16 protein-coding genes are annotated in these 15,401 nt (G+C 65.0%); 3 read left to right on the top strand and 13 right to left on the bottom strand.

Going from position 1 to position 15,401, the window contains the following annotated elements; genetic code table 11:
• Positions 1-132: 132 nt before the first annotated feature.
• The 10 genes from RB623_RS17435 to RB623_RS17390 all read right to left on the bottom strand — a co-directional run bounded on the left by RB623_RS17435 (position 133) and on the right by RB623_RS17390 (position 10,685).
• Complete coding sequence (locus RB623_RS17435; RefSeq protein ID WP_308058174.1) at positions 133-435, bottom strand: type II toxin-antitoxin system RelE/ParE family toxin; 303 nt, start codon at positions 433-435, stop codon at positions 133-135.
• Positions 432-713: a type II toxin-antitoxin system ParD family antitoxin gene (locus tag RB623_RS17430; protein ID WP_308058173.1), complete on the bottom strand. Its 282-nt coding sequence runs from the start codon at positions 711-713 to the stop codon at positions 432-434. The genes RB623_RS17435 and RB623_RS17430 overlap by 4 nt, the downstream gene beginning before the upstream one ends.
• 62 nt (positions 714-775) lie before the next feature.
• Positions 776-2,350 carry an FGGY-family carbohydrate kinase gene (locus tag RB623_RS17425; RefSeq protein WP_308058172.1) on the bottom strand — a complete coding sequence of 525 codons (1,575 nt, stop codon included), beginning with the start codon at positions 2,348-2,350 and terminating at the stop codon, positions 776-778.
• 178 nt (positions 2,351-2,528) lie between these two features.
• Complete coding sequence (locus tag RB623_RS17420; RefSeq protein ID WP_308058171.1) at positions 2,529-3,212, bottom strand: HAD-IA family hydrolase; 684 nt, start codon at positions 3,210-3,212, stop codon at positions 2,529-2,531.
• A 241-nt stretch (positions 3,213-3,453) separates the two neighbouring features.
• Complete coding sequence (locus tag RB623_RS17415) at positions 3,454-4,245, bottom strand: SDR family oxidoreductase (RefSeq protein ID WP_308058170.1); 792 nt, start codon at positions 4,243-4,245, stop codon at positions 3,454-3,456.
• Between the two features lie 189 nt (positions 4,246-4,434).
• Complete coding sequence (locus RB623_RS17410) at positions 4,435-5,904, bottom strand: mannitol dehydrogenase family protein (RefSeq protein ID WP_308058169.1); 1,470 nt, start codon at positions 5,902-5,904, stop codon at positions 4,435-4,437.
• Between the two features lie 140 nt (positions 5,905-6,044).
• The gene (locus tag RB623_RS17405; RefSeq protein WP_308058168.1) at positions 6,045-7,052 is read right to left on the bottom strand and encodes an ABC transporter ATP-binding protein; all 1,008 of its coding nucleotides are present in this window, start codon (positions 7,050-7,052) and stop codon (positions 6,045-6,047) included.
• A 156-nt stretch (positions 7,053-7,208) separates the two neighbouring features.
• Entirely contained in the window at positions 7,209-8,033 is an 825-nt protein-coding gene (locus RB623_RS17400) for a carbohydrate ABC transporter permease (RefSeq protein WP_308058167.1), read from the bottom strand.
• A 185-nt stretch (positions 8,034-8,218) separates the two neighbouring features.
• Entirely contained in the window at positions 8,219-9,091 is an 873-nt protein-coding gene (locus RB623_RS17395; RefSeq protein WP_308058166.1) for a sugar ABC transporter permease, read from the bottom strand.
• 286 nt (positions 9,092-9,377) lie between these two features.
• Positions 9,378-10,685: a sugar ABC transporter substrate-binding protein gene (locus RB623_RS17390; protein WP_308058165.1), complete on the bottom strand. Its 1,308-nt coding sequence runs from the start codon at positions 10,683-10,685 to the stop codon at positions 9,378-9,380.
• A gap of 206 nt (positions 10,686-10,891) precedes the next feature.
• On the opposite strand from RB623_RS17390, the gene RB623_RS17385 reads away from it, so the two are divergent.
• Positions 10,892-11,329, top strand: a complete 438-nt coding sequence (locus RB623_RS17385) for a hypothetical protein (protein WP_308058164.1) — start codon at positions 10,892-10,894, stop codon at positions 11,327-11,329.
• Between the two features lie 105 nt (positions 11,330-11,434).
• Here RB623_RS17385 and RB623_RS17380 read toward each other — a convergent pair whose 3' ends face one another.
• Entirely contained in the window at positions 11,435-12,358 is a 924-nt protein-coding gene (locus RB623_RS17380; RefSeq protein ID WP_308058163.1) for a LysR substrate-binding domain-containing protein, read from the bottom strand.
• A gap of 105 nt (positions 12,359-12,463) precedes the next feature.
• Between RB623_RS17380 and RB623_RS17375 the strand changes: the two genes are divergently transcribed.
• Positions 12,464-12,721: a hypothetical protein gene (locus tag RB623_RS17375; protein WP_308058162.1), complete on the top strand. Its 258-nt coding sequence runs from the start codon at positions 12,464-12,466 to the stop codon at positions 12,719-12,721.
• A 48-nt stretch (positions 12,722-12,769) separates the two neighbouring features.
• Here the strand turns inward: RB623_RS17375 and RB623_RS17370 are convergent, their stop codons facing one another.
• A complete protein-coding gene (locus RB623_RS17370; protein ID WP_308058161.1) occupies positions 12,770-13,726 on the bottom strand; it encodes a sugar-binding transcriptional regulator in 957 nt (318 codons plus the stop codon).
• A gap of 249 nt (positions 13,727-13,975) precedes the next feature.
• On the opposite strand from RB623_RS17370, the gene RB623_RS17365 reads away from it, so the two are divergent.
• Complete coding sequence (locus RB623_RS17365; RefSeq protein ID WP_308058160.1) at positions 13,976-14,611, top strand: HAD family phosphatase; 636 nt, start codon at positions 13,976-13,978, stop codon at positions 14,609-14,611.
• A gap of 3 nt (positions 14,612-14,614) precedes the next feature.
• Here RB623_RS17365 and RB623_RS17360 read toward each other — a convergent pair whose 3' ends face one another.
• Positions 14,615-15,382: a class II aldolase and adducin N-terminal domain-containing protein gene (locus RB623_RS17360; RefSeq protein WP_308058159.1), complete on the bottom strand. Its 768-nt coding sequence runs from the start codon at positions 15,380-15,382 to the stop codon at positions 14,615-14,617.
• Between the last annotated feature and the right edge of the window lie 19 nt (positions 15,383-15,401).

The raw sequence follows: 15,401 nt of genomic DNA, 5'->3' as shown, positions 1-15,401 counted from the left end.
GCGTCGGCAATTTTTTGCTGCCGGAAGCCGCGGATTAGGCACGGACTCCACCGGACTCCACGCTGCCGGCGCCTTTTGTCTCAAAAACCCGGCAATGGCAATACGGGAGGCTGCCGGTTCGATTGAGCCAGGCTACGCGAACTCGGCCTCCCAATTCCTGCCGCCATGGAAAATGCGAAGAATTGTGACGCGATCATCCTCAACCTTGAAAGCGATCGTGGCCCTACGTTCGAAACCCACCGCTCTCATCCCCGGCCTGACGTCGTCACGACGGCGTCCCCGTTCCGATGCATGGGACATCCCCAGGCAATAGGCTTCGATCCGTTCGACGTAACGGATCGCGAGCTTTGGGCTTCCGACATCGTCGATCCATTTATAGATGGCCATCAGATCGTCCCGGGCTTCAGGCGCGAATATGACGGCTCGTGCCTTCATGCCGGCCGCTTCAATCGAGCGGCATGGAAGCGGCGAATTTCATCGAATACCGCCTGTGCAGGCAAGCCGCGCTCGGGGTTGGCTGTCATCGCATCGTAAACAGGAGCTACCTCCTCGTGCAGCCATCGCTCTACTGCCGCATCGCGCTCCTGGAGAGCACGCAGGCCGGCACGGACCACCTCGCTTGCCGAACCGTAGACGCCAGATTCCACCAGGCTGTCGACATAAGCGGCATGTTCGGGAGGCAAGCTTATGGTTTTCTTCTCGACGTTGGTCATTGCTGAAACTCTCATCGATCACGTCTACGGAGTATGAATTCATCATACCCGAATATGCGGCACTATTCCATCTCCCCGATCGCCTTGCGCTGCCGCTGCAACTCCAGGAAAATCCGATAATCCCGATCATATGCCGTGCGCGTGGAAAGGTCGGGCAACCGCTCTCGCTCCTGCTGCCGCATCGCCATCGCAGCCTTCTCCAAGCCGGCAAACAGGCCGGCGCCGGTCGCCGCCGCCATCGCGGTGCCGAGCAGCACGCCCTCGTCGGGCACCGGCTCGACCAGCCGGCATCCGGTCGCATCGGCGTAAAGCTCCATCAGCAGCGGGTTCTTGGTGTGCCCGCCGGTGACGTGCAGCGTGTCGACCGCGTGACCCGCCGCGCGCATCGTCTCGACGATCTGGCGCACGCCCAGTGCGATGCCGACGCAGGCGCGAAAATAGAGCCGGCAAAGCCCGTCGAAGGATGCGTCCAGCGACAGGCCCGAAATCACGCCGAGCGCGGCCGGATCGGCCAGCGGCGAGCGGTTGCCATGAAAGTCCGGCAGGACGTGCAGCCGCGCCGCAAAATTTTCGCCTTCTACCGCCCGCAACTCCGCAATCCTCGCGGCAATGGCGCGATGCCGGCCCACCATCGGCTCGCCGCCTGCGCCATACACCCTGACGATATGGTCGAGCAGCGCGCCGGTCGCCGACTGGCCGCCCTCGGTCATCCAGATATCCTGCAGCGTCGGCCCGAAATACGGCCCCCAGAACCCGTCGATCGCCACCGGCTCGCGGGTCATGGTCATCACGCAGCTCGACGTGCCGGCCACCAGCACGGCGCGGCCGGCCGCCGCCTCCGGGTCCAGAGCACGCCAGCCGAACACGCCGAGCGCCCCGGCGAAGGCGTCGACCATGCCGGCCGCCACGCGGCAGTTTTGCGACAGGCCGAGTTCTTGCGCCGCCTCCCGCCCCAGCGCGCCGAGATCGGCGCCGACAGGCGACGGCTGCGCCGGCAGGCCGGCTTTTTCTGCAAGGTCCGGCAGGCCGATCCCGTCAAGAAAATCCCGCCGCCAGCCGGGCTCCTCGTGCGCTAGAAAGGTCCACTTGGAGGTCGCGGTGCAGAGCGAGCGCGCCGCCGAACCGCAGGCCCGCCAGGCCAGAAAATCCGCAAGGTCGAACAGCAGGCCGGTCCGGTCCCAGATTTCAGGCAGATGCCGCTTCAGCCACATCGCCTTCGGGATCTGCATTTCCGGCGACATCGTACCGCCGACGAATTTCAGCAGCGGATGGCCGCTGGCCGTGCATTCCGCCGCTTCCGCCAGCGCCCGGTGATCGAGCCAGGCGACGGTGTCGCGATCCTCGCCGACCGGCAGGGGCGAACCGTCGCGGCCGCGCACCACCAGCGAGCAGGTGGCGTCGAAGGCTATGCCGGCGATCTCGTCCGCCGCGACATCCGCCGCCTGCCTCGCCTGCCGCACGGCGGCGCACACCGCCCGCCAGATGTCTTCCGAGGAGTGCTCTGCCCGCCCCGGCGCGGGCTCGTACAGCATGACCGGGTGGTCGCCGCGCCCCAGCAGCGCGCCAGCGGTGTCGAAGATGCCGGCCCGCGCGCTCCTCGTCCCGACGTCGACCGCGCAGACCAGTTTTCGCGGCATCAGTGGGCGGGCCTATGGGATAGAACGGAGTGGCATTGATCAGATGCCGGTGTCCGGCTAGCGACGCCAGTGCAGGCGAATCGACTGGAACAAAAAGTTTCCCGGCTAACAACCGTCGCTCGCCGGGCCGGAGACCCTCGCAACGACCGCAGGGACGCCAAAACCACCGGCACCGGACTCATACCGCCCTGGCCTGCGATCCGGACCGCGCGACGAGATCGGGCAGCAGCGCCATGTCATCAAAAATCAGGTCCGGCTCGAGCGCCGCCAGCTTCGCGCGCAATCCGGCCTTGCCGGCATGCGAGCCGCCGGTGAAGCCGAACACGCGCATGCCCGCCGCTTGGGCTGCCGCAACCCCGGCGGGACTGTCCTCGACGACGATGCAGGCGGCGGGCGGCGCGCCCATCTCGCGGGCCGCATGCAGGAACAGGTCGGGGGCCGGCTTGCCTCTCTCCACCATGGCCGCACTGTATATGTTCGGCTCCAGCAATTCCAGCAGCCCGGTCGTTGCCAGCGACAGCCGGATGCGCTCCGACGTGCCCGACGAGGCGACGCAGCAGGGCAGGCCGAGCCGCCCGATCGCCTGCTTCATGCCGGGCATGGGTTTCAGTTCCTCGGCGTAGCGCCGCCGCATCTCGCTGCGCGCAATCGTGATGTGTTCCTCGGTGACGACGAAACCGAAATCGGCACTGAGGATGTCGCGCACGCTTTCCATCGACATGCCCAGAAAGCGCAGATAGGCGGCCTCCTCGCTCACCGCGCCGCCCGCCCCGGCGATCACGCCGAGCAGCACCGACATGGAGATCGGCTCACTGTCGACCAGCACCCCGTCGCAGTCGAAGATGATCAGGCGCGGCTGCATTACGCGTGCTTGCCTTGAAGGCAATATCGGTGGCCGAACGGGCCATACCTCGCCGCACCCCCCTCTGTCCTACCGGACATCTCCCCCTCAAGGGGGGAGATTGGCCGGCCGCTTGGGTTTGGCCAATCACCAACCTCAACGAGCAGACGAGAAGAACGAAGGTGCCAATCTCCCCCCTTGAGGGGGAGATGTCCGGCAGGACAGAGGGGGGTGCGGCGAGACAGCAAACGAACCCCTCCCATCACACCGTCTTCAACATGCCGCCGTCGACATAATATGTCGCGCCGACCGAATAGCTCGCCCGCTCAGAGCACAGGAACACGAAAAAATTCGCCAGTTCCTCCACCGTGCCGAAACGCTTGATCGAAGCGAACTCGTCGGCCACCGACTGCAGATAACCCTGCCAGTCGCCGCCGGAACCCGCCGTCAGCTTTTTCGCCGTGTTCACCCAGTCGGGCGTCAGGATCAGGCCGGGATTGACGGTGTTGACGCGGATATTGTCCTTGATCACCTCGTTGGCGAGGTTTTTCGAGAACATCAGCAGCGCAGCCTTGGTGACGTTGTAGATCGGCTCGTACCACAGCGGCTGCACGGCGCAGATCGAGGCGTTGTGCAGGATCGCACCGCCGCCGCGCACCTTCATCATCGGCACGAAACCGCGCGCCAGCCGTACGGCTGCCATCACATGCAGTTCCCAATAGGCCTGCCACTTCTCGTCCGCGGCCTCCATGATCGTTTCGTTGGAGCCGGTGCCGGCGTTGTTGACGAGTATGTCGGCGCCACCGAACTTTTCGCGCGCCGCGGCGACGAATTCCTCCGCACCTTCGACGGTGGCAACGTCGCATGGCACCGGCACGGCGGTGACGCCATAGGTCTCGGCGATGCGGCCGGCCTCGGCCGCTAGCCTTTCGCCCTGGCGCGCGGCGAGCAGCAGATGCGCGCCCTCGCGCGCAAAAGCCTCCGCCACGCCGAGCCCGATGCCGATCGAGCCGCCGGTGATCGCCGCCACCTTGTCCTTCAGTCCGAGATCCATGAAATTCCTCCCGCTGCGCAGGCCGGCGACGCTATGTCAGGCTGGCCGAAAGCGCCAGCGTGAAGCGGAAATCCGGTGACAGTTTACTCAATTCCGGGCCTGCTCCTGCCTATGCCGCGAGGAAGACCGGAATTACCGGAATTAAGTAAACTGTCCCCTTATTTCCGCCCTCCGCCCGGGAGCGCCATGTCACCCCACATACCTCTGCAACACCGCCTCGGTCCCATCCGCCCACAGGGCCTTCAGCGCCGCTGAAAATTCGCGCGAAAACACCTCCGACTTGCCCACCGCGCCGTAAATGTCCTCCATCGCCAGCCAGGCGGCAGGATTGTCCCTTGCGGCTCGGGAAGCGGCTTGCAGGCGATCCCAGTTCGGATCGTTGGGCTCGATGATCTGCCCGCTCTCGGTGGTGCCGAAGCAGTAGCGGCACCACAGCGCCGATTCCAGCGCCAGCCCCGCCACGCCCTGCCCGGCCTTCAGCCGGTCGGTTATGGTCGGGATGATAAATTTCGGCTGGCGGTTGGACCCATCGAGGCAAAGCCGGCGCACCGTGTCGCCGATCTTCGGATTGGAGAACCTTTTGTCGATCAGCGCAAAATAGTCCTCCAGCACGACGCCCGGCACCGGCGGCACGGTCGGGATGATCTCGTCGCGCTCCAGCTTCGCCAGAAAACCGCGCACAAGGCCGTTCTCCATCGCCTCGTGGACGAAATGGATGTCCATCAGCCCGGCCGGATAGGCGATGGTCGCGTGGCCGCCATTGAGTATGCGGATCTTCATCAGTTCGAACGGTGACACGTCGCCGACGAACTGCACGCCGGCCTTCTCCAGCGCCGGCCGGCCGAGCGGAAAATCGTCCTCCAGCACCCATTGCGTGAACGGCTCGCAGAACACCGGCCAGCCGTCCTCGATGCCGAATTCGTCGCGCAGGATGGCGCGCTCGCGGTCGGTGGTGGCCGGCGTGATGCGGTCGACCATGCCGTTCGGGAAGGCGACATTTTCCTCGATCCAGCCGGCGAAGGGCGCGTCCGACAGTCTCGCCAGCCCGCAAAGCGCGTCTTTCGTGACATGGCCGTTATGGGGGATGTTGTCACAGGACATCACCGTGAAGGGCGGCGTGCCCTCGGCGCGCCGGCGCTTCAGCCCCGCAAGGATCAGGCCGAACACCGTCTTCGGCGCGGCCGGGGCGTGGGCGTCGGCGACGATCTCCGGATGGCCGGCGTCGAAATGTCCGGTCGCCGCGTCGATGAAATAGCCGCCCTCGGTGATGGTCAGCGAGACGATGCGGATTTTCGGATCGGCCAGGCTTTCGACGATCGCCCCAACATCGCCCGGCACCAGGAAATCCACCATGGCGCCGGTCACCCGCGCCTGCCGGTGGCCGGCGTCCTGCTCCACCACCGTGGTCAGCCAGTCCTGCGCCTTCAGCACGTCGCGGCCGCGTTTCTCGCCGTCGAACACGCCGGCGCCGACGATCGCCCAGTCGTGGTCGAGCCCCTGGTCGAACAGCGCGTCGAGATACACCGCCTGGTGCGAACGATGAAAATTGCCGACGCCGAAATGCAGGATGCCGGCCGACAGCGCCGCGCGATCATAAGACGGCCGCGCCACCTTCTCCGGCAGGTCCTTTAACGTGGCGAGGGAGAGTCTGACGCTCATGGCGACGGTTTCCTTGCTCTGTTAGCCGGCCGCCGTGGCGCCGCCCCCCTTGAGTGGTCGGCGCGCAGCGCCGGGCTGGGGTCGGCGCGGCAGCGCGCCGACCCAATCCCGTCTCCTGCGAGAGGTTGTTGACCTCCAGCCTAGGCCGCCAGCATTGCCTGTCCGTCGTCGCCGAATCTGTGCAGCTTCGACAGGTCGGGCGTCAGGTAAACGTCCTGGCCGTGATCCAGCCCGATCTCGCCGCCGGCGCGCACCGTCAGCGGCCCGACCCCGTCGGCATGCACATGCAGGAACGTGTCGGAGCCGAGATGCTCGGCCACGCCCACCCTCGCCTTCCATTCGCCGCTCGCCTTCGACGCGTTGAGGTGCTCCGGCCGGATGCCGATGGTCCTGGCGCCATGCCTGGCGGCCGGCGCACCTTCGATCAGGTTCATCTTCGGCGAGCCGATGAAGCCAGCGACGAACAGGTTCTTCGGCCGGTTGTAGAGTTCCAGCGGCGAACCCACCTGCTCGACATTGCCGGCGTTCAGCACCACGATCTTGTCGGCCATGGTCATGGCCTCGACCTGGTCGTGGGTCACGTAGATCATGGTGGTCTTGAGCTGGTTGTGCAGCTCCGAAATCTCCAGCCGCATCGTCCCGCGCAGTGCCGCGTCGAGATTCGACAGCGGCTCGTCGAACAGGAAGGCGGAAGGCTGGCGCACGATGGCGCGCCCGATCGCCACGCGCTGGCGCTGGCCGCCGGAGAGCTGGCCGGGCCGGCGTTCGAGATAGTTGGTGAGGTTAAGGACGCGCGCCGCGTCCTTAACCTTCCTGTCGATCACCTCGGGCGATTCACCGGCCATCTTCAGCGGAAAGGCGATGTTCTTCGCCACCGTCATGTGCGGATAGAGCGCGTAGCTCTGGAACACCATCGCCAGCTTGCGCTTTGCCGGCGCCTCGTTGGTCACGTCGCGCCCGTCGATCTGGATCGTGCCGGAAGTCGTGTCCTCCAGCCCGGCGATCAGCCGCAGCAGCGTGGACTTTCCGCAGCCGGAAGGGCCGACGAAGACCACGAACTCGCCGTCCTCGATGTCGAGGTTGATGTTGGGAATAATGATCGTCGCCCCGAAGGACTTGTTGACGTTCCTGAGAGCGATCTGGCCCATGGTCTCCTCCTTGGTCCCTCCCCCTTTGAGGGGAGGGTGGACAGCCGCCGCAGGCGGTTGGCCGGGTGGGGTCGTTGATGCAGTGCTCGGCCGCCAGGACCCCTCCCGGCTCGCTTCGCTCGCCACCCTCCCCTCAAGGGGGAGGGACTGGCGCCCCTATTTCACCGCGCCGAAAGTCAGCCCGCGCACAAGCTGCTTCTGCGAAAACCAGCCCATGATCAGGATCGGCGCGATCGCCAGCGTCGAGGCCGCCGACAGCTTTGCCCAGAACAGGCCTTGCGGGCTGGAGAACGAACTGATGAAGGCGGTCAGCGGCGCCGCCTCGGTCGTGGTCAGCCGGATGGTCCAGAACGCCTCGTTCCAGGCAAGGATGATGTTCAGCAGCATCGTCGAGGCGATGCCCGGCACCGCCATCGGCGTCAGCACGTAGATGATCTCGTTCCACAGCGAGGCGCCGTCCATGCGCGCGGCTTCAAGAATCTCGCCCGGGATCTCGCGGAAATAGGTGTAGAGCATCCACACCACGATCGGCAGGTTGATCAGCATCAGCATGATCATCAGGCCGATGCGGCTGTCGAGCAGGCCGGTGTCGCGGAAAATCAGGTAGATGGGAAACAGCACCGCCACCGCCGGCATCATTTTTGTCGACAGCATCCACATCAGCACGTCCTTGGTGCGCCTGGTCGGCGAGAACGCCATCGACCATGCCGCCGGTATGGCGATGATCAGCGCCAGTATGGTCGAGCCGACCGACAGGATCACCGAGTTCAGGAAGAAGTGGAAATAGCCGCTCTGCGCCTGCACCTCGGCGTAGCTCTCGGTGGTGCCCGACGGGATCAGGTTAAAACCCTGGATCGCCTCCTGCTCCGACTTGAACGAGGTGATGATGGTGTAGAGGATCGGGAAGAAGATCAGCAGGGCGACGATCCAGGCCGCCGCCGTGACGATCGTCTTGTGCTGCGTGGTCACCGCGCGTGCCATGTCAGATCTCCTTGCTGGAATTGATATCGCCGAACACCCCCTCATCCGGCCCTTCGGGCCACCTTCTCCCCGCTGGGGAGAAGAGGGAGGCGCGAACTTCGCAAGCCTCCTCTCCCCAGCGGGGAGAGGTCGCCCGAGCGAAGCGGAGGGCGGGTGAGGGGGCGGTGGCGATCATCTCCCGCCCCTCACTTGTCCAGGTTCTTGCCGACCGCGCGCATGGCGAAGAAGGCGACAATGTTGGCGAGGATGACGGCGATGATGCCGCCGGCCGAGGCCTGGCCGATTTTGAACTCCAGCAGCGCCTTCTGGTAGACGAGGAAGGGCAGGTTGGTGGAGGCGTAGCCGGGGCCGCCATTGGTGGTCACCAGGATCTCGGCATAGACCGAGAGCAGGAAAATGGTCTGGATCAGCACCACCACGGTGATCGCCCGCGACAGATGCGGCAGCGTCAGATAGATGAAGCGGCTCAGGAAGCCGGCGCCGTCCATCTCGGCCGCCTCCTTCTGCTCGCCGTCGAGCGACTGCAGCGAGGTGAGCAGGATCAGCGTGGCGAAAGGCAGCCACTGCCAGGCGACGATCAGGATGATGGAAAACAGCGGAAAGTCGGCGAACCAGTCGATCGGCTGGGCGCCGAAGAAGCGGGCGATGTCGGCGAACACGCCATAGCCCGGATGCATGATCATGTTCTTCCACACAAGTGCGGCCACCGGCGGCATGACGAAGAAGGGCGAGATCACCAGGATGCGTACGATGCCCTGGCCCCACATCGGCTGGTCGAGCAGCAGCGCCAGCAGGATGCCGCCGATGATGGTGATGACCAGCACGCTGGCGACGATCAGCAGTGTGTTGAGGATCGCCCACAGGAAGGCCGGGTTGTTGAAGAACAGCAGGTAGTTGGAGAAACCGATGAAGCCGTCGCGGATCGGGTTCAGCGGGTTGTACTGCTGGAACGAGAACCACAGCGTGAAGGCCAGCGGCACGATCATCCACACTAACAGCAGGACGACGGCCGGCGCCAGCATGAAGCGCGCGAGGGAACTGGTCTGCTTGGTAGCCATGATCTCACCCTGAATTCGAGGCGGCCTCGCGGACGGGGCACCCTCCCCCCTGAGGGGAGGGTCGGCGAGCGAATGGAGCGAAGCGGAGTTCGGGAGACGGGGAGGGGTACGTGCGGCAGCGCTCCATGCTCATTTTTTGCGTCGAGCACTTCCGCACCAACCCCACCCCGCGTCAAAACCTCGCGTGCCGCTCGGTTTCTCCGCGACCCTCCCCTCAAGGGGGAGGGTAAGGCTGTTGAAAGGTGGCCGCCCGGTTGCCCGGACGGCCAAGGCACTGGGAGGCGCCTTATTGGATGTAGCCGCCCTCCTGCATCGCGGCGCTCGCCGCGTCCTGGGCTTGCTTCAATGCGTCGTCGACGCTCATCTGGCCCGCGAGCGCGGCCGAGAAAAGCTGGCCGACCGTGGTGCCGAGACCCTGGAATTCGGGGATGGCGACGAACTGCACGCCGGTGTAGGGCACCGGCTTCACCGTCGGCTTGGTCGGGTCGGCGGCGTTGATGGAGTCCAGCGTCATCTTCGCGAAGGGCGCGGCCTTCTGGTATTCGGGGTTGTTGTAGAGCGAGGTGCGGGTGCCCGGAGGAACGTTGGCCCAGCCTTCCTTGGAGGCGACGAGGTCGAGATAACCCTTGCCGGTCGCCCACGACACGAATTTCTGGGCGGCTTCCGCCTTCTGCGTGCCGGCGGGGATGGCCAGCGACCAGGCCCACAGCCAGTTGCCGCGCTTGCCCAGCCCGGTGTCCGGCGCCAGCGCGTAGCCGACCTTGTCGGCAACCGTCGAGTTCTTCGGATCGGAGACGAAGGAGGCGGCGACGGTGGCGTCGATCCACATGCCGCACTTGCCCTGCTGGAACAGCGCTAGGTTCTCGTTGAAGCCGTTCGAGGAGGCGCCCTGCGGGCCGGCGTCGTTCATCAGCTTGACGTAGAAGTCGAGCGTGTTCTTCCATTCGGGCTGGTCGAACTGCGGCTTCCATTGCTCGTCGAACCAGCGCGCGCCGAAGGAATTGGCGGTGGCGGTCAGGAAGGCCATGTTCTCGCCCCACCCGGCCTTGCCGCGCAGGCAGATGCCGTTGACGTCCGGATTGTCGGCCTTGATCTTGCGGGCCGCCTCGCCGATGAACTCCCAGGTCGGCGCGTCGGGCATGGTCAGGCCCGACTTCTCGAACAGGTCCTTGCGGTACATGATGAAGGACGACTCGCCGTAGAATGGCGCGGCATAAAGCTTTCCGTCGGCGGACAGGCCGTTGCGGATCGCCGGGATGATGTCGTCGGCGTCGTAGTCGGCGCCCAGATTGTCGAGCGGCAGCAGCCAGCTCTGCTTGGCCCAGATCGGCACTTCATAGGTGCCGATGGTCATCACGTCGTACTGGCCACCCTTGGTGGCGATGTCGGTGGTGACGCGCTCGCGCAGCACGTTCTCCTCCAGCGTCACCCAGTTGAGCTGGATGTCCGGATTCTTGGCCGTGAAGTCGTCGGTCAGCTTCTGCATGCGCACCATGTCGCCGTTGTTGACGGTGGCAATGGTGATCGCTTCGGCGTGCGCGGCAAAGGCGAACAGGCTCGCCGACGCGCCCAGGATGAGCGTTCTCAAATTCATCTAACAATCCTCCCAAACAGACCAGGTGAGCATTTGCCTTGTCTACGGGCAATTATTCAATCTTCGTGATGAATGTCAAGAGGCAATTGGTGCTGCGCCACACATGCGGGCGGCGATTTCTGGGGCGGTGTTTCGGATCGCGGATCCCCTGATTGAAGCGCGGCACGGTCTCCGAACGAACCAGGCGCGGCAGGGGAAAGAGGCGTGTGCGCGCGAAGGAACTCAGGCGCTATTTGAAGCCGGATGCGGCCTTCTGCCGGCATTGTCCGGGCAAGGCATTGATTTCGCTCTATATTCCGGGCTTTACGCAGACCCTGGATTGGCGGCGGCATGTACTACCGGCGCGGTTATTGTGCAAAATCAACCGCTTGGGACGCCTTTTCGCGAGACGCGCAGGTCGTTTGACGGGGCAAAACGAGCCTCAGGCCCACCCCAAAACCCGATTCCGTGAAGCCGATCGCCGCATTTTCGGTGAGGCATTTCTATATGTCATTGTCTTTGAAATAAATTACGGACTTCACGCATTTCCGTTGCAGCTTTTGCGGGCATGCGGAATGCAGCCATTTCGCTACCGCCGAGGCCAATATTATGCAAACCGCAGATGCTGGCGATTAGCCAAGGAACTCAATGCATTCGTCATCTAGGGCAAGCAGGAGCGGAGCGAACTGCGCGACCCTAGGATCCATGCCGTACCGTCGGCGAAGTGCTCCGGCGGTGTAGAAACCCAGCCCATGCAACCTCTACCGGCGCTACGTCCCACCCGTCGCGACCCCGATCTCCTTCAATATCCAATCCCGAAAAGCCCGGATTTTCGGCGTGTTGCGGCGCTGCTCCTGGTAGACCAGCCAGTAGGCGTGGCCGTCGTCGCCGACGAGGTCGAAGGGCTGGATCAGGCTGCCATTCGCGAGTTCCTCGGCAAACAGCGCCTTGGTCAGGATGGCGACGCCGGAGCCTCCCACCGCCGCCCGGCCCTCAAAAGCCTGCGAACCGAGCTTGTTGTCGGGCCGCGCTGCCAGGTTGGCGGCGGCGTCCACGCCGCCTGCGGCGAACCAGATCCTCCACCACGGGTCGCCGGGGCCGATGATCGGCAGCTTCAATATGTCTGCCGGTTCCTTCAGGCCGCCGATGCTCGCGGCGAGTGCCGGGCTCAGCATCGGCGTGAAATCGGCGCGCAAGAGATGATGCGACCGCAAGCCCGGCCATTGGCCGCTTCCGCTGGTGCGGATGCCGATATCGAAGCCTTCCTGCACGAGGTCGACGGTGCGCGTGGAGGTGTCCAACCGCACCGCGATGCCCGGATGCGCGATCTGGAAGGAGCCGAGATGCAGCGCCAACCAGTTGGCGGCGAAGGTCGGTATGGTGCTGATCGACAGCGTGGCAAGCCCGCCGCCCCGCGCGGTCTCGTAACCCTCGGACAAGATGCGGAAAGCATCCGTGGCCGCCCTCGCCAGCACCTGGCCTGTTTCGGTGAGGGCGACCTGCCGCGCCTGGCGCACGAATAGCGGCGAGCCGACGCGTTCCTCCAGAACCTTGATCTGGTAGCTGACCGCCGCCTGCGTCATCGCCAGTTCCTCGGCGGCGCGGGTGAAGCTCAGATGCCGGGCGGCCGACTCGAAGGCGCGCACCGCTGCAAGCGGCGGCATGGCACCGAATGGCGACAAGGCGATCGGCATACATAAGTCCTCCTTATGTATGCTAGGTCACGTTCGATTGGCCGGCAAGTCTGGAAGACCTCATATTCGGCATCGGAAACGAACCGGATTTCGGGAGACTTTCAGATGCAACGCTCTTTTGTGACCGCCGCCGCCCGCGCTATCCGCAACACCGCCCGGACACTGATGCGCCTGCAATCGCGCGCCGAAACCACCGGCAGCGGCTATCTCGATACCAATCTTCTGTCCGAGCACATGCGCCGCGATGTTGGTCTGATGGACGGGCAGGAGCCTCAACTGGAGGCCCGCCGCGCCACCAGAACGGCGGATCCGCAGGAAACCACCGCGCTGACGCGGCTCTACATGACGCCGCATGCGTCATAAGGCCAATTTACGGACAAAAGGCGCCCCACGCGGCAGGCCGGAGCCGGGTCAGCCCGCCAGCAGCGCCGCCGCCGTGCGCTCGTCGGTGATCAGCCCGTTGACCAGTCGCCGCGTGACGGCGGCCAGTATGCCCGGCAGCTTCAACTCGCCCATCGCCAGCGCCACCACCAGCGAGCGCTCGCGCGAGGGCAGTGGCGCCGAGGCGACGCGGTCGTTGGTGATGCCGTCGATCAGCTTGCCGTCTCGGTCGAACACCCAGCCGACGATCTCCCCCACCGCGCCGGCCTTCTGCAGCGCCTTCAGTTCCGCCTCGGTGATGAAGCCATCGACATAGAGCGGCGCCTTCGGCCCGAGGTCGCCTATGCCGACGAAGGTGACGTCGGCGCGTGCCGCCAGCGCCAGCGTCGGCTGGATCATCGGCTGGCCGAGCAGCATCTCGCGCTCCTCCGCCGAGGAGGCGATGACCGGCAGCGGCATCGGGAACGAACGCGCCTTGATGCGGTCGGCCATGGTGAAGATGACGTTGTAGAAGGCGGCCGAGCCGTCCGGCGCGATGTTGCCGGTCAGCGACACGACCTTGTGCTGCGGGCAGTCCATCGCCGGCAACTGCTCGGCCGCCGCCTTCAGCGTCCGGCCGGTGCCGACGCCCATCACGATCGGCTCCTCCGAGCGCAGGCGCCGCTCTATCTCCGCCGCGGCTGCCTCCGCTATGCCCAGCGTCGTCGACTGCGAGTCGGGGCTGCTCGGCACCACCTCGACAAGGTCGAGCGCGAATCGCGACCTCAGTTTCGCTGCCAGATCCAGGCAGGCGGCGATCGGATGGTCCACCCTGACCCGAATCAACCCCTCGGTCATCGCCAGCGACACCAGCCGCTGCGCCGACTGCCGCGACACCCCGAGCTTCGCCGCGATCTGCTCCTGGGTATTGCCCGCGACATAATAAAGCCAGCCGGCGCGCGCCGCGTCGTCGAGCCGTCCGCTGCCGCTGTCCTGGCGGGAAGCCATGTCCTATCCTTCCTCGGCCCTCTCCAAGGCCCGCCGAGACTGAGGCCGTGCGGATGTAGATCGTGTCCCGACCTGAAACTCAACGGGCTTTGCCGTGCGCGCGACTTTTGCAAGTTTTTGCGTAAAGCGCAATTGTTCACAGGACGAACAACTGCCCGGTACGGAGCCACTTCACCGGCCCTGCGCCATAAAGGACGGTTTATCTCCCGTCGCAAACATCTTAAGACGGTTTTCCAGCACGGGGATAAGATGATACCGAAGGCAGTCTACTGGGACATGGACGGCACGCTGATTGACAGCGAGCCGTTGCACGAGGAAGCGCTGGTGGTGGCGCTGCAAAGGCTCGGCATCAAGCCGCCGCCGGACCTGCACGAGCGCGTGCTCGGCGTCGCCGCCTACCCGGTCTACGAGATGCTGCGCGATGATTTCGGCCTCGACCTGCCCTTCGAGGAATGGATCGTCCACAAATACGCGCACTACCTGCGCGAGGCGCCGCGGTTGAAGCCGCGTCCCGGCGCGTTGGAGATTTTTCGCGATCTCAAGGCGCGCGGCGTGGTGCAGGGTGTCGTCTCCAATTCCGACCGGCTGATCGTCGACGCCAATTTGCGCGCGCTCGACATCCATGAGGCCGGCATGCGCACCGTTTCCCGCAACGACGTACGCAACGGCAAACCCGACCCGGAACCTTACCTCCGGGCAGCGTGGCTGACCGGCATCGACCCGGCGGACAGCGTGGTGATGGAGGACAGCCGGCCGGGCGCGACGTCGGGCCTGGCCGCAGGCATGCGCACCATCTTCTGGCCGGAGGCTCCGCAATCCGGCCCCGCCGGCGCGCTCAACGCCGAGAGCGCCGAGGCCGTCCGAGCCTATCTCGGGCTCAAATAGGCCTCAGTTCCGGTAGGCTGGTTCTTCCTCGTCGAGGATGGCCTTCAATTCGGACAAGTGCCGGTCGGCCTGGCCGGGATAGTCGTCCATCTCGTCGGCGACCTTTTCGGCCACCGCGTCGGACAGGGTACGCAGCGGCCGTCCGGTCCACAGCGCCTTGATGTAGGTTTCGGCCGCGCGCTCGAAATAGAACATGCGGTTGAAGGCCTCGGCGACGGTATTGCCGATGACCAGGATGCCATGGTTGCCCATGATCATGATCTGCGTCTTCGGGTCGGCCAGCAGTTTCGAGCAGCGTTCGCCCTCCTCCTCGAAGGCCAGCCCGCCATAGTTCTCGTCCACCACCTGCCGCTTGAAGAACATCGCCGAATTCTGGTCGATCGGCGGCAGCAGCGAATCGACCAGCGAGGCCAGTACGGTCGCGTGGATCGAATGCACGTGCATGACACAACGCGCATGCGGCACGTTGCGATGCACGGAGCCGTGCAGGCCCCAGGCGGTCGGGTCCGGCGCGCCCGGCCGGTTCATCGTCTCCGGGTCGTTGGCGTCGATCAGCAGCAGGTCGCTCGCCTTGACGCGCGAAAAATGCACCTGGTTGGGGTTCATCAGGAACTGCGTACCGTCATCGTTGACGGCCAGCGAAAAATGATTGGCCACCGCCTCGTGCATGTTCAGCCGCGCCGTCCAGCGGAACGCACAGGCGAGGTCGACCCGCTCCTCGTAGAAGGGCAGGTTTGTCAGGGTTTCGTTGCGCAGGCGGGCGAGGCTCATAGCTGTAGTGCCTTATGTT

The sequence above is a fragment of the Mesorhizobium sp. LHD-90 genome, assembly GCF_030929505.1.
GTDB lineage: Bacteria > Pseudomonadota > Alphaproteobacteria > Rhizobiales > Rhizobiaceae > Kumtagia.
This window is presented reverse-complemented; position numbering and strand designations above follow the sequence as displayed.